The 14,762-nt window shown below is 58.8% G+C and carries 13 protein-coding genes; 2 read left to right on the top strand and 11 right to left on the bottom strand.

Translation table 11 applies throughout. The annotated features are described in order from the left end of the window. Nucleotides 1-7 precede the first annotated feature (7 nt). From FDP08_RS12120 to FDP08_RS12095, 6 genes are all read right to left on the bottom strand, one after another. Nucleotides 8-727, bottom strand: a complete 720-nt coding sequence (locus FDP08_RS12120; protein ID WP_137436401.1) for an ABC transporter ATP-binding protein — start codon at nt 725-727, stop codon at nt 8-10. After that, nucleotides 717-1,505: an ABC transporter ATP-binding protein gene (locus FDP08_RS12115; RefSeq protein WP_170979026.1), complete on the bottom strand. Its 789-nt coding sequence runs from the start codon at nt 1,503-1,505 to the stop codon at nt 717-719. The genes FDP08_RS12120 and FDP08_RS12115 overlap by 11 nt, the downstream gene beginning before the upstream one ends. Before the next feature lie 192 nt (nt 1,506-1,697). Then, nucleotides 1,698-2,468 (bottom strand): ABC transporter permease, encoded by a 771-nt coding sequence (locus FDP08_RS12110; protein ID WP_137436400.1) that lies wholly within the window; start codon nt 2,466-2,468, stop codon nt 1,698-1,700. 2 nt (nt 2,469-2,470) lie between these two features. Next, nucleotides 2,471-3,466, bottom strand: coding sequence for an ABC transporter substrate-binding protein (locus tag FDP08_RS12105; RefSeq protein ID WP_137436399.1), 996 nt, complete (start codon nt 3,464-3,466; stop codon nt 2,471-2,473). Continuing rightward, nucleotides 3,463-4,233, bottom strand: a complete 771-nt coding sequence (locus tag FDP08_RS12100) for an ABC transporter ATP-binding protein (protein WP_137436398.1) — start codon at nt 4,231-4,233, stop codon at nt 3,463-3,465. Before FDP08_RS12100 ends, FDP08_RS12105 begins: the two co-directional genes overlap by 4 nt. Before the next feature lie 212 nt (nt 4,234-4,445). Then, nucleotides 4,446-6,953 (bottom strand): acyl-CoA dehydrogenase, encoded by a 2,508-nt coding sequence (locus tag FDP08_RS12095; RefSeq protein WP_137436397.1) that lies wholly within the window; start codon nt 6,951-6,953, stop codon nt 4,446-4,448. Nucleotides 6,954-7,191: 238 nt separating this feature from the next. Here FDP08_RS12095 and FDP08_RS12090 point away from each other — a divergent pair, with 238 nt between their 5' ends. Next, a complete protein-coding gene (locus FDP08_RS12090) occupies nt 7,192-8,835 on the top strand; it encodes a methyl-accepting chemotaxis protein (protein WP_137436396.1) in 1,644 nt (547 codons plus the stop codon). On the opposite strand, the gene FDP08_RS12085 is transcribed toward FDP08_RS12090, so the two are convergent. Further along, nucleotides 8,825-9,715 carry a prenyltransferase gene (locus FDP08_RS12085; RefSeq protein ID WP_137436395.1) on the bottom strand — a complete coding sequence of 297 codons (891 nt, stop codon included), beginning with the start codon at nt 9,713-9,715 and terminating at the stop codon, nt 8,825-8,827. The genes FDP08_RS12090 and FDP08_RS12085 overlap by 11 nt on opposite strands. Next, a complete protein-coding gene (locus FDP08_RS12080) occupies nt 9,708-10,595 on the bottom strand; it encodes an AEC family transporter (RefSeq protein WP_137436394.1) in 888 nt (295 codons plus the stop codon). Before FDP08_RS12080 ends, FDP08_RS12085 begins: the two co-directional genes overlap by 8 nt. A gap of 195 nt (nt 10,596-10,790) precedes the next feature. Between FDP08_RS12080 and FDP08_RS12075 the strand changes: the two genes are divergently transcribed. Then, the gene (locus FDP08_RS12075) at nt 10,791-11,972 is read left to right on the top strand and encodes a MalY/PatB family protein (RefSeq protein ID WP_228263293.1); all 1,182 of its coding nucleotides are present in this window, start codon (nt 10,791-10,793) and stop codon (nt 11,970-11,972) included. On the opposite strand, the gene FDP08_RS12070 is transcribed toward FDP08_RS12075, so the two are convergent. The 3 genes from FDP08_RS12070 to FDP08_RS12060 are packed head-to-tail and all read right to left on the bottom strand — an operon-like array spanning nt 11,969 to nt 14,738. Next, nucleotides 11,969-12,493: a carbohydrate-binding protein gene (locus FDP08_RS12070; protein WP_206077289.1), complete on the bottom strand. Its 525-nt coding sequence runs from the start codon at nt 12,491-12,493 to the stop codon at nt 11,969-11,971. The genes FDP08_RS12075 and FDP08_RS12070 overlap by 4 nt on opposite strands. Nucleotides 12,494-12,553: 60 nt before the next feature. Then, a complete protein-coding gene (locus tag FDP08_RS12065) occupies nt 12,554-13,477 on the bottom strand; it encodes a DMT family transporter (protein ID WP_137436391.1) in 924 nt (307 codons plus the stop codon). A 55-nt stretch (nt 13,478-13,532) separates the two neighbouring features. Next, nucleotides 13,533-14,738, bottom strand: coding sequence for a succinylglutamate desuccinylase/aspartoacylase family protein (locus FDP08_RS12060; protein ID WP_137436390.1), 1,206 nt, complete (start codon nt 14,736-14,738; stop codon nt 13,533-13,535). Nucleotides 14,739-14,762: the final 24 nt, after the last annotated feature.

The raw sequence follows: 14,762 nt of genomic DNA, 5'->3' as shown, positions 1-14,762 counted from the left end.
CACAGGCTCAGACACTCAGGTGCCTGTTCAGCTGCTCTTTTTTGGCCTCAAGGTCAGCGGCGTCAATCTGTTCCACCACCTGGCCGTGCTCAATGACGTAATGGCGGTCCGCCAGAGGCGCGGCAAACCGGAAATTCTGCTCTACGAGGATGATGGTGAACCCCTTCTCCCGCAGTTTGCGAATCACCTGATCCAGGGATTTCAGGATCACCGGCGCTAACCCTTCGGTAATTTCGTCCAGCAACAGCAGGTTGGCGCCCGTGCGCAGAATGCGGGCAATGGCGAGCATTTGCTGTTCGCCTCCAGAGAGCTTGGAACCCTGGCTTTTCCGCCGTTCCTTGAGGTTCGGGAACATGGTGTAGATGTCGTCCACCGTCAGACCGCCCTCCGCGACCACTGGGGGCAGCTCCAGGTTTTCGTCGACATTGAGGGAAGCAAAAATGCCACGCTCTTCCGGGCAATAACCGAGCTTGCCGACATGGGCAATCCGGTGCGTGGGCATATTGATGATTTCGGTGCCGCGAATCTTGATCGAGCCGGTGCGCCGACCCACCAGGCCAAGAATGGCCTTCAGGGTAGTGGTGCGCCCGGATCCGTTGCGGCCCAGCAGTGTAATCACCTCGCCTTCGTGCAGGGTCAGGTTCATGCCGTGGAGAATGTGGGACTCGCCATACCAGGCGTGCAGGTTCTCGATTCGGAGCAATTCCGGACGTTGATCAGGCGACATCGGTGGTTCCCATGTAGGCTTCCATCACGGCAGGGTTGGTGGAAACGGTCTCGTAATCGCCCTCGGCAAGGACCTCACCCCGGTTAAGTACGGTGATGGTGTCGGCCAGGGTGGAAACTACGTTGAGGTTGTGTTCCACCATCACGATGGTCCGGCCTTCGACTACCCGTCTGATCAGATCGGTGACCGTGCCGACGTCCTCGGAACTCATGCCCTGGGTGGGCTCGTCCAGTAGCATAAGCCTGGGCTTGAGGGCGATAGTGGTGGCAATTTCCAGGGCCCGTTTTTGACCGTAGGGCAGCTCGACCGCCTTGGTGTCGGCAAAGGGACCAAGCTCCACGAGTTCCAGGGTAGCCTGGGCTTCTTCATTCAGCTGGTCCAGCACCCGCTTGGAACGCCAGAACTGGTAGGACACCCCCAGTGTGCGCTGCAGGGCAATGCGCACATTTTCACGGGCGGACAGGTGCGGAAACACCGCCGATATCTGGAATGACCGAATCAGGCCTTGCTGGGCGATGGCAGCCGGCCGGGCGTGGGTGATGTCTTTACCGTCATAGATAATCTCGCCGGCGCTGGCTTTGAGAAACCTGGTCAGCAGATTGAAAAAAGTGGTTTTGCCGGCCCCATTGGGACCAATCAGGGCATGGATGCTACCCGTCTCCACTTTCAAATTGACGTTATTGATAGCGGTAAAGCCCTTGAAATCTTTCTGCAGATTACGGGTTTCAAGAATGATCGGGGACGATGTTGGTTGTTCGCCCGCAGCCTGGTCGTTCACGGAAATACACCCCTTTCGGTTCGAGTCGGCGACCGGTGCGCCACAGGTTCGTTATTATTTGTTATTCAGTCTTTTTTTCTGAAAAGGTTGTAGGTACTGCCAATTGAACTGAGTTCAGTAATAGTCGGAGGGTGTGGAGTCTGTCAAGAAAAGAGGGGAGGCAGATCGCCTCCCGGAAAGCGGTAACAGGTTTTACAGATACTGGTAGCGCAGCAACCGGTGTTTGATGCGTTCCAGGATCACCTGATCGATCACCGCAGCCAGGATGGCAATCACCAGGATGTTGGTCATCACACCGGTCATGTCCGCAATCTCGCCGGAATAGGCCAGGGACTTGCCCAGGCCGGCGCTGAAGCCGACGATCATCTCGGCGGAGATCAGAGCGCGCCAGGCGTTGCCGAAGGCCAGCTGGGCGCCGGTGATCAGTTCCGGGGTAACCGCAGGGAAGTAGACCCGTTTGAGCATCTGCAACTTGGATGCACCCATCACCCGGGCCGCAGAAATATGCACTTTCTCGACGCTCTCGGTGGCGTTCATCACGCTCAGGGCGGTGGGGAAGAACGCACCGATGGCCACCACGACAATGATCGGCGTATTGCCGAAGCCCATCAGGATCAGGAACAGCGGCACCCAGGCAATGGACGGGATGGACTGCAGGATGATGATGGCCGCTTTCAGGGTGCTGCGCACCAGGTCCAGGGTGCCACCCACCAGGCCCAGAATGATGCCGAAGAACAGGGCAGCCCCGTATCCGATGCCAAGGCGGCTCATGCTGTTGCCGAGTCCTTCGTAGAAGTCGCCGCTGTTAAGTTCTTCCCACAAACGTTGCAGGGCCACCGGTACATCCGGCATCAGGAAGTCCGGCAGGAACCAGGCCGCCACCTGCCAGAAAAACAGGATAATGGCGATAGCGGCCACATAGGCCCGTTTGCTGGCAACGCCGGTTGACTGAGTATTACTCATGCTTACAGCTCGCGCGCCTGCTGCCAGGACAGGTCCAGCAAGGCATCGACATCAAACTCGCCTTCCACCTGAAGAATATCCTGTTCCTGCATGATGGCTGCCAGTTCCTTCATACGGTTGATATCGTCCTCGGTCAGTTTGGCGCTGAAGTCGTTGGTCTTGATGGCCTCGGTGATCACCTGCTCGCTGGGCACGTCGCCCTGGTTGCGGGATTTCACCACCGGCTCGCGGATAAAGTAGTCGGTGATATAGGGTGCTGCTTCTGCCGGATTGCTCTCGAGCATATCAATGGCGTCGCGTTGGGCATCCAGTGCCGCCCAGAGTACATCCTTGCGGTTTTTCAGGGTTTCACCGGAGGTAATCACGACCATGCAGGGGAATGGCCACACCTCGCCAATTTCATAGATCTGCTTGACCGGGGCCACCAGCTGCGCGATGCGGTCGTACGGCTCGAACAGGAAGGCGGCATCCACACGACCACCAACCAGCGACTGTACGGCCACGGAAGGGGCTACGCCCATGATGTTCAGGTCCGACGGGGTCAGCCCGGCATTGTCGAGCATCACACCCTTGAGGACGATGTCTGCGGTGCTGCCCTGTTTCTGGGACGCCAGACTTTTACCCTTGAGGTCTTCCACCGATTCAATGCCCGAATCTTCACGCACCAGCAGTGAGTGATAGCCGCGCTGCGCACCGCCGACAATTTTCAGGTCTGCACCCTTGGACGCCCAGGTAAAGGCATTGGAGAAGCCCAGTACGCCGATATCCAGCTGGCCGCCAACGATGCCCTTGATCAGGTCGGTGCCGGACGTGAATTCGATCAGTTCTGCGTCGAGGCCATACTTCTCATAGAGCCCGGCCTCATAGGCCAACATGGCCTGGGCATCGTCCATAACGCGGACATAACCGACACGGAATTTTTCTGCTGCCGTCGCCGGGCTGGCGATAGCCAGGGACAGCAGGAAGGCAAAGAGGGGAGTCAGTAAAGAGCGGTTCATGCCGTTTCTCCTTCGGAATGTGTGGGTTCGTGTTCGTCAGTGTCAATGCCCAGCAGGTTCAGGACTTCCCGGCGGACATCGGCGAAAGCAGACAGGTCATGGGTCTTGGGGATGTGTCCCAGTTCGACCTCCCGCAACACCGTTGCCGGCCGCTGGCTGAAAACCATGACGCGGTCTGCCAGGTAGAGGGCTTCATCCACGTCATGGGTGACCAGAACCACGGTGGGTCGCTCTTCTTCAATCAGGTCTTTGAGGACACTTTGCAGGGTCATCCGGGTCAGCGCATCCAGGGCGCCGAAAGGCTCGTCCAGCAGTAGTACCTTGGGACGGGCAATAAAGGCCCTGGCCAGGGCGCAACGCTGCCGCATGCCTCCGGAAACCTGATGGGGGTAATAACCTTCAAAACCGACAAGCCTGACCCTGGACAGCCATTTACGGGCCTCTTCCAGGGAGGCCTTGCGGGGCTGATCCTGAAACTCCAGCGCCAGGGCCACGTTATCCAGCAAGGTCATCCACGGGTAGAGGGCGTGCTCCTGGAATACCAGGGTGCGCTCAGGGGACGGGTTGGCTACCGAGGAGCCGCCCGCAGTCAAGGTACCGGTAGAGGGCTGCTGAAGCCCGGCCAACATGTGTAACAGCGTGGATTTGCCGCAACCGGACGGACCCACCAGGGCAACGATTTCGCCGTTCCTGATGGTGGTGTCAAATAGCTTGATAACGTTCAGGTCGCCAAATGACTTGGTTACCTGACTGAACTGGAGTTCCATATAGCCTACCGGAATATCTATATATGCTTAAATGAAATATCTATTCAGTATTTTATAACTGAAAGTTAATAAGAAAAAGTGCTTTTTGAATCTACTTTCATAGGATGTGTCAATCACATGGCAAGGTTGAGGTAATAGTGAGGTGGGTTGGTCAGATTGAAGCGAGCCTACCGCGGCACCCAATGGATCGGGCGCCGCTGAATTGAAGGCAATTACTCTTCTTCTCTGGGCGGGCGCTCCACAACCTTGCGCTTGCCCTTCGCGCAGCGTGACAGCGCTTTCAGGCCATCGGGCTCAAAGGCATCGACCCGGATCACATCGTAGAGTGCTTCCAGCGCCTCCAGCAGCTTGTCACATTCTTCACCCTTCACGACGCCCTGTTCACAGGCCCAATCAACCAGTTCCTTGCGCTCGTGGCCCATCAGCAGGTCGATGCCCCCGAGTTCATCCTCGTCACGGTTACGCAAAGCCTCGTGCAGGCGCTCGCGCATTTCGCGGGTTTCATTGGCCAGCCGGTAGGCGTTCAGCACCCGGCCCAGCGGGTCTTCCGGGTCGGTGTTGACGTAGCTGCCACGGCTGATGCGCTGGCGCAACGGCGTATCCGTGACGATACTGGCGGCAACCTCGGTACCCAGTGTGTCGTCGGGTCCGTTCAGGCCAGTGGCACCCAGCGGGAACACCAGTATCCGCAACGGCCAACGTAGCAGTGGCACCGGGAAGTTGATAATCAACTCGCGCATGCACGTCTTGAGGTCCCGCAGGCTGGTTTGCAGACACCAGTCCACCAGCGGGCGCTGGTCATCCGGGTAGCCTTCCTCATGCCATTGCTTGATCACCGCGGTGGCGTAATACAGGTGCACCAGGCAGTCCGCCATGCGGCCGGACAGACGCTGGCGGGCCTTGAGGCCGCCGCCGACCGTGAGCAGGGTCACGTCGGTCATCAATGCGAAGGCTGCCGAGAACCGGGCCAGCTGACGATAGCTGGACTGGATATTACCCTGGCGCGGTACGGGCTCCAGCAAACCGCCGGTCAGGGCGAGCACAAAGGATCGCAGCGCATTGCGGGTGGTGTGGGCGATATGGCGGTAGAAGATGCCATCGAATTTTTCGACGGCCGCTTTCTTGTCTTCCATACCAGCCGCTTCAATTTCCTCCACAATGAACGGATGACAGCGGATCGCTCCCTGGCCGAACACCATCAGGCTGCGGGTGAGGATATTGGCACCCTCAACCGTAATACCGATGGGCACCGCCTGGTAGGCCCGGGCGAGGAAGTTGCGGGGTCCGGTAATAACACCCCGGCCGGCCACCACGTCCATGGCATGGTTGATCACAATACGCATCAGGTCGGTATTGCGGTACTTGAGCACCGCAGAAGGCACGGATGGTCGTACCCCGCGGTCCAGCATACCGGAGGTCAGCAATCGCGCGGCGTCCATCATGTAGGTGTAGCCGGCGATGGGTTCGAGGGCTTCCTGGACGCCTTCAAACTGGCTGATGGAGCGGCCGAACTGTTCCCGGGTCAGGGCATAGGAACCGGTTGCCAGGCTGGCGACCTTGCCGGCACCGGTGCCCAACGCGGGCAGGGAGATGGAACGGCCAATGGACAGGCATTCCAGCAGCATCTTCCAGCCCTTACCCAGCATGTCCTGGCCGCCGATGACCTGGTCCATGGGAATGAAAACGTCATTGCCCCAGGTCGGGCCGTTCATAAACACGGTGTTCATTGGCAGGTGACGGGCGCCGGAGTGAACGCCTTCAAGGTCCTGCGGAATCATCACGCAGGTCACGCCGATGTCATCGGAGTCACCGAGCAGCTTGTCAGGGTCGTACACCTTGATGGCCAGACCAATCAATGTTGCGACCGGGGCCAGGGTGATGTAGCGCTTGTTCCAGGTCACTTTCAGACCCAGCACTTCCTTGCCATCCCATTGGCCCTTACAGACGATGCCCTTGTCCGGGATAGCGCCTGCGTCAGAGCCGGCCACCGGGGAGGTCAGGGCAAAGCAGGGAATTTCCTCGCCGCCGGCGAGCCGGGGCAGGTAGTACTCTTTCTGGGTATCGGTGCCGTACTCCATCAGCAACTCGCCCGGGCCCAGGGAGTTGGGCACCATCACGGTGACAGCGGCGGAAACGCTGCGGGTGGAGATCTTCATAACGATTTCGGAGTGGGCGGTATGGGAGAAGCCCTTGCCGCCTTGTTCCTTGGGGATAATCAACCCGAAGAAGCCGTTCTCACGAATGAATTTCCAGACCTTGTTGGGAAGGTCGAACTCTTCGTGGGTGATTTTCCAGTCATCCAGCATGCCACAGAGCTTTTCCACCGGCCCGTCCAGGAAAGCCTGCTCTTCACTGGAGAGATGGGCGGGTTTGGCATCCAGTAATTTTGACCACTCGGGCTGGCCGGAAAACAGCTCACCATCCCAGTCCACCGTGCCCGAGTGCAGTGCTTCCTCCTCGGTATCCGAAAGTTTGGGCAAGCGGCCCCGTACCCAGCCCAGTAACGGGGCGCTGAATTTTTCTCGACGCAGCTCGCCCGGAAATAACAGAACCAGGCCCAGGGCAAGCAGGCCGCCGCCGAATAAAATACTGAGGATGTGCCAGCCATCCTGAAACAGACCAACAATCGTTGCTATCACCAGAACAGCGGCAGCAGTGGTGCCACCAATGCCGAGGTATATCAGTACCAGTGCACTGAGGAGGAGAAGCAGAACACTCATGGGCGGATCTCCGTATCAAAATGAAATTCAACCTGAATGGTCTTACCTTCGGTCAAAGCCCGGGTGGTTGCAAGCGCACTCGGCGGTTATGGCGGCTAATTGCCACGGAGTGTAACACTATGTAGCAATGCAAATAATTGTAAAAGATCCGCCTTCTCTAGCATCTCCATTGATCCGATTTTGCGAAACCGGTGAATAGATAGATTCGATTTATGGTTATGAGCAGCCGGAGTAGATCATGTTCAACAAATTCACTGTCGCCAAACGACTCACCCTGGGTTTTGGCCTTATTCTTTCCCTGATGATTCTCGTCACTCTTATCAGCAATCATCGGGTTGGTTTCATTGACCGGACCCTCACCGAAGTAGGCGATGACGCGGCCGTGAAGCAGCGCTATGCCATCAACTTTCGTGGCAGCGTTCATGACCGTGCAATTGCCATCCGTGATGCTGTGCTGGTGCGGGAAGACCGGGCGCTGAGAATGCATCTCCAGGATATTGAACGATTGAAGGCTTTCTACGTAGACTCAGCCAGGCCCATGGACCAGCTGTTCCGGTCAGCCGGAGCCACAGATCGGGAGCAGCAACTGCTGGCGGATATCAAGGAGATTGAGCGCAGCACCCTGGCGCTGACCGGGGAGTTACTGGAAATACGCCAGGACGGCCGCATCGATGAAGCCAGGGAATTTTTGCTGGAGGAAGTGTCCCCCGCCTATACCACCTGGCTGAACCGCATCAATGCGTTCATCGACCACCAGGAAGGCTTCATTACCACCAACGTGGACGCGGTGAGGGAAGCGGCGGGCAACTTCAATAGAGTCATATTCCTGGTCACCGGAATTGCGGTGCTGCTGAGCATTGTGGTGGCGGTGCTTATCATCCGCAGGCTCCGTTCAACGCTGGGCGCGGAGCCGGATGAAGTCGCCGACGCCATTCGTCGGCTCTCGGATGGCATACTCGACCAGGACATTCAGACGAAGTATCCGGACAGTGTGATGGGTGCTCTCAGGGACACCGTGGAGCAACTCGCCGGGATTATTCGCGAAGTTCGTCAGTCAGCCAAGGAACTGTCCAGGAGTTCCTCGGAGTTGCTGTCTACCTCGGATAACAACAATCGCCAGATCCGCATCCAGTCCGAGGAAGCGGAGCAGATGGCAACGGCCATCAACCAGATGGCGACAACAGTTAATGAAGTGGCGGGATTTGCGTCCAATGCGGCCACAGCCACTGGCAAAGCGGATCTGGAAGTGGAGACCGGTAATCGGGTGGTTCAGGAAACGGCTGTTTCCATTGGTGAACTGGCAGACACCCTCGAGAAAGCCGCTGTAACCGTGCACCGGGTTTCCGACGACAGCGCCAACATTGAAAAGATCATCGAAGTGATCAACGCCATCGCCGAACAGACCAATCTGCTGGCACTGAATGCGGCCATTGAAGCCGCTCGCGCTGGCACCCACGGCCGTGGCTTCGCGGTAGTGGCCGATGAAGTGCGCTCACTGGCGACCCGCACCCAGGATTCTACCCGTGAAATCCAGGAGATGATCGGAAAACTCCAGACCGGCGCCTCGGAAGCGGCGGCGGTAATGGAAACCAGCCGCGATCTCGCCAAAACCACGGTGGAAAAAACCCGCTCTGCGGAGCAGGCCCTGGCGAAAATCCGTCAGGAAGTGGGTGAAATCAATGACATGAACGCCCAGATTGCCAGCGCAGCAGAAGAGCAGAGCAGCGTAGCGGAGGAAGTGAACCGCAACATCAGCCGTATTCACGACTCCACCGTGGAAACCTCCGCTGGTTCCGAACAGGTGGCGGGCGCCAGCCGCGATCTTGCCACGCTGGCGGAACAGTTGAGCGGAAGGGTCAGTGTGTTCCGGCTTAAAGACTGAGGCCGCAGATCAGTAACGTCAGCGTGGCCAGCAGTATGACTATATTGGTGCCAAGCAGGTTATTGAGCCGCCGGGGATCGGCAAGAGCTCCTGGCAGCCGGAGGCTTAACCAAAGGGCCGCTGGTGCCGGGGCCAGGGCAAGAGCGCTCCAGGTTGGCAGCCAGCCTGCCAGCAGTCCCGCTGCCAGCACGCCGTAACTCGCCAGCAACATGATTCCAGCCAGTCGGGCAGCCGCCGGCTTGCCATGTGTGATGACCAGGTGGCGGCGGCCGACTTTGCGATCTGCGTCGGCATCGGGAATCTGATTGATTAGCAGAAGCTCGCTGACCAGCAGCAAGCTGATCAACGAAACGGTGAGAGCCGCTGCGTCCAGGGTGGCATCGAGGGCAATCAGGCTGCCCAGAACCATCACCGGGCCAAAGCCCAGCCCGGGCGCCAACAGGCAGAGGAGCGGCGAACGGGTAATCCAGCGGGTGTAAGTCACTACCAGCACAACACCGGCAACGCCGAGCACCAGCATTGGTAGCCCACGAAGCCAGAGAAAGTACAGCCCGATGCCAATCACCAGTGCCAGGGTACCGCCAGCGGCAAGCAGCACCCGCTTGGCAGCGGACGGTCTCTCTGGCAGAGCTCCGCTGCCACCGGAGAAAGGGGTCCGCCGGGTGATCAGATCGAGGCCGGAGACAAAGTCTTCATATTCGTTGAGCAGATTCACGGCAGCATGGGCCAGCACGGCACCTATCAGCACCAGAAGGGTATCCGTTAATGCTGGCGGTGTGCTCTGCTGCCAGGCCACCGCTACGCCAAGCCCCGCGCACAGGGGCGCGAGCACCAGGAAGTTGGGGCGGGAGGCACGAACGACCGCAATAGCCTCAGACATAGCCTGCCGCAAACACCAGGCCCAGCACGATGGGCATCACCACAATGCTGCCGAGGTTGCTGATCAGAACCAGTGACGCAACTTTTTCAGGCTCCTGCTGGTATTGTTCCGCCAGCATGTAGTTCAGCACGGCGGATGGCATGGCGGCAAAGACCCAGAGGGCGGCCACCTGCAGGCCGGGGAGATCGAGAATCGCGATCATCGGCCAGGCCAGGATCAGCCCGGAGGCGGGGCAGGCAATGGCACCGAGGATGCCCAGTTTCCAGTCGCCGAAATCCACATCCAGCATGCGCACGCCGAGGGTAAACAGCATCAGGGGGATACAGACTCCGCCAAGCATGTTCAGGGTTTCCAACAACCATTGGGGCATGGGTACACCGCCGAAATTGACGGCCAGGCCGGCGATACTCGCCATAATAACGGGCAGGCGAAGCCTTCTGAAGATGGAGGTGTGCGGATCGAGCATATAGATGCCCACGGTAAAGTGCAGCAGCATCTCCACAACAAATAGCACAACGGCCGCCGGCAGGGCTGCCTCGCCGAAGGCTAACACCAGAATCGGAATCCCCATGTTACCGGAGTTGTTGAACATCATCGGCGGCAGGAAGGTTTTCAGATTCAGGTTCAGGACCCTGGCCACAGGGTAGAGGACAATGCCAGAGCCCAGAACCACAACCGTAGCCGCCAGCGCCAGGCTGGTGTATTCCTGCAGCGGTGCCTGCTGGTCTGCCAACACCGCAAACACCAGCATGGGCACAAACAGCTCCATGTTCAGGGTGTTCAAGCCCTGGATATCGGGTGTGCGGTAACGACCGTAAAGAGCGCCACAGCCGGCAATCAGGAATACCGGCAACATCGTGGACAGGATCTGGGCAAGCATTCAAAGGCTCCGAATATAAATCGGGATGAGCAATTAATCCGTTAGGTTCGCAAGTATTGGCGGTGCCAGGCAAGCAAAACCTGTGTCTTTGCGACCAAAGACGGACCCGGCGGTTGCGGCTATTATCGCTCCTGCCCCAGAATGACGTCGATATCGACTACTCTGACCTCAACAACACAACAACGGAGGCCTTTCGTGCCTGACTTCTTCGACCGACGTCTTCAGCGGGAGAATACCTGCTCGGTAAAATTCGATGCCCGCAAGGCAGTGTTCGGCCGCGAGGATGTTATACCGCTCTGGGTGGCGGATATGGATTTTGCGGCACCGGCGGCGGTCACGCAAGCTCTGGAGGAGCGGGCGAGGCACCCGGTGTACGGTTACACACTGTTCCCGGAAAGCCTCTACGCATCCATTGTTGACTGGTTCCGGAGCCGCCATGGCTGGACTATCGAGCGGGACTGGTTACTGATGGCCCCGGGTGTGGTGCCATCCCTCCATGCGGCGGCACTGGCGTTTGCGAAGGAAGGCGAAGGCGTGATTATCCAGCCGCCGGTCTATCCGCCTTTTTTCAGCGCCATTCGAAAAACTGGCCGGGTTGTGATCGAGAATCCGCTGGAGCAGGTGGATGGCCGCTATCAAATGAACCTTGAGCATCTGGAGGCCTGCGCGGCACGGGAAGATGCCAGGGTGCTGTTGCTGTGTTCACCCCATAATCCGGTGGGCCGTGTATGGACCGAAAGCGAGCTGACGGCGGTACTGGCGATTGCCCGGCGGCATAACCTGGTGGTGCTGTCGGATGAGATTCACTGTGACCTGACCTATCCGGACAAGCCCGCTCACCAGGTACTGGCTCGCCTGGCCGGGGATGAGGACGCCCTGGTTACCGCTGTAGCGCCCAGCAAAACCTTCAACATGCCTGGTCTGGGGCTCTCGGCACTGGTGGTGGCCAATGCCGAGCATCGCAAGGCATTGAAAGATGTGTTCGATGCCATGCACATGAATCAGTGCAACCCGTTCAGCATCGCCGGATTCGAAGCCGGTTACCGCGACGGAGGCCAGTGGCTCGACGAACTCATGGTCTACCTGCAAGGCACTCGTGACTTCGTAATGGATTACGTTGAGCAGCACTTGCCCGCCATTCAGGTGACCGAACCGGAGGGCACCTACCTGTTATGGCTGGATTGCCGTGCTCTGGAGATGGACGATTCGGAGCTGAAGCGGTTCTTCGTGCATCAGGCCGGCATCGGCATGAACCCGGGCATTACCTTCGGGGAAGCGGGGAGTGGATTCATGCGGATGAACATTGGTTGCCCTCGGCCGGTATTGCAGAGGGCCCTGGAACAAATCCGGCAGGCGATGGCGTCCGTGTCCGGTTAATCCCCGCTAGCCGGTTCGTTCCTGCAGGGATGGTCGACTGGCTGCCAGTGGGGAGGCTGGCTCATGCCCGGCATCTGGCCATTGCTGGGACGAATGGCGCGATAGGCCTGGCCTTCATGGATGGCCACCTGACCGACGGTGTAGCTGGCGCCAAAGCTCCAGGGCCCGGTTTCATCACAAGCCTGCCTGGTTTTATTGCGCGCATCTACCACGGGTTCCTGCTGATCCTGGCCCTGTGCCCGCGATTGTTGTGGGTCATCCTTCTGCATGTTGTCGGCATGGGCTCTGTCTTCCCCTTGGCGGCAGTCCGGTGCTGGTGCCAGCTTTTTCCACTCGAAATCCGCCCCTGGTGTTTTGCCTTCGTTGAGTTGGCGGGATTCGTACCATTGGCCCTTGTGAAACACGGCTGAGCCAGGAGGGTAATAACGGCTCGGGACCCAGGTGTTTTTTTCCGGGTCACAGGGAGCGGCAGAAATCACCGTGCTGATTGCCGTGAAAACCATTACGGCCGTCCATTTCAAGTATCTTTCCAAGCGATTATCCATGAATCCCTGCCTGTTCAGCTCTTCCAGTTTGCATGTTCAGCGGTATTTGCGGCGAAGCTCGTTGGTGCGGGTCGCCAGGAAAAGACCAGCGAGGATCAGCAGGCCACCGACAATGTGGAACAGGCCAAGCCGTTCACCGAGGAAAATTCCCGCCATGACCGAAGCGAACACCGGAGTAAGGTACATGAAGATGGCCGCCCTGGCCGGGCCGATCCGGTGTACTGCATGGTTCCAGAACCCGTAGGCCAGAATACCGGGGAAGATGGCAAAATACATCATCGGCAGAGCGGTCGACTGGTTCAGTTCAAACCCGCCCGAGAAAAACACCAGATCCACCAGGAAAAACGGCAGTATCACCAGGGTGCCGCAGGCGATCTGCACGGTCAGGAACGTCAGCGGTGGCAGGGGTACGGCCTGGCGGCGAAGCAGCACCGAGAACAGGCCCCAACTGAACACCGCCAGCACCATGATCAGGTCGCCGGGCTGTGCCTGCAGGCCGGTAAGCACCGAAAGGTCTCCCCTGGCGACAACCGCCAGAATGCCCAGTACGGCCAGCCCGATACCCAGCGCCTGCAACGGGCGCGTGCGATCTCCCAGCAACACCCAGGCCAGCAATGCCACCATGATGGGGATGGTGGCGTTAATCAGTGCGATATTGGTGGCGCTGGTGGTCACCGCGGCAAAGTAGAGCAGTGAATTGAACGCCGCGACACTGAAGGTAGACAGGGCCAGTATCGACAGCCAGTGCTGGCGAATGAGCTGGCGCTGACGCCACACCCCCGGCAATCCGAACGGCAACAGAATCACCAGGGCGATCACCCAGCGCCAGAAGGACATGGACAGGGGCGGAATCTCATCCACCACGCCTTTGGCGACAACGGCATTGCCGGCCCAGAACAACGGGGTCAGAACCAGGCCGACATAGGCCAGCCACAACGATTTGGGGGTATCTGAAGACACTCCGGCTCCTGTCAGGATTTCTGGCCCTGATGAAACTCAGGGACCCGACAGGATACTACTCTCCTGGCACTTCTGCCTCCGTACCAACGTGGTAGGCGGCAAAGCCTGCCATGACAACCTGATCCACGGCCATTCCGATAATCCGGCCATCGATTCTGGCCCGGATGGGGTGTTGTTCATTGGTAATAGGGTCTGAAACGTAACCAAGGATCTCACCTTCACCAACTTTGGCACCGAGCTTGATCTCACTGAACAGGATGCCTCCGTGTTCCGCCCGCACCCATTCCGAGTCGTAGTACACCGGCTCCGGGTCACCCCAGACGAACATCCTCGAAATCATACCTTCCTTGTCCATCAGACTGGTCAGGCTGTTGACGCCGGCTTTGATCTGGTGCTCCTGTATCCGCAGGGATTCGCCCGCCTCCATGGTGACAGCGCGGATACCGGCTTCAATCGCGGCATAGCGAAGCATGCCGGGACTGCCGGTGCTGTGGACCACGGCCATGCGGTCAAACCCGCGGGTCAGTTCGGCCACGTCAGGATTGTTCATATCAGCCCTTAACTGGGGCAGATTGGTTCGCTTGAGCGATCCGGTGTGGATATCCACCAGCATGTCGCAATGGCGAATCACACTTTCGAACAGCGAATGGGCAATGCGGTCCGCAAGGCTGCCATCGGTACTGCCGGGGAAATGCCGATTAAGGTCACGGCGGTCGGGCAGGTAGCGGCTGCCTCGCTGAAAACCGGGCAGATTGACGATGGGAACTCCAATAACACGGCCTGACAGTTTGTCCGGCTCCAGGTCATACATGGTACGGCGGATGATCTCTATGCCGTTGAGCTCATCACCGTGCACCGCACCTGTCAGGCACAGGTTGGGACCGGGTTTGGCGCCGTTGACCACCAGCACCGGTGTCGGTTGGGTCAGTCCGGCGATCTGGATGGCCGGAGACCACGCCAGCCGGGTGGCCGTTCCAGGGGGTACTTCCGTGCCCAGCAGCTCAAGACTGGATGCCTCTTGCTTCTGTTCCGGTGGTTCGGGCTGCTCCGGGACATCAGGCTCCGGATCCGATGAGTGCAGAGGGTCGGAGTGTTCAACATCCTCAACGTTCTCGTCTTCAGCAAGCTCTGCGACGAGGACTTCCTGCTTGTCGGATTCACCGGTTTGCTCCGCGTAGGCCGCCGGCAGGGCCACCAGGCCGCCGCAGAGTGTGGAAATAAGGCTAGCGCGTAACAGATGTGTCAGCCAGCGGTACAGCATAGTTTCTCTCGGGTTGTCAGCCAG

This window comes from Marinobacter panjinensis (genome assembly GCF_005298175.1).
GTDB classification, from domain to species: Bacteria; Pseudomonadota; Gammaproteobacteria; order Pseudomonadales; family Oleiphilaceae; genus Marinobacter; species Marinobacter panjinensis.
The sequence above is the reverse complement of the archived record's forward strand: the minus strand, read 5'-3'. Positions and strand labels throughout refer to the sequence as shown.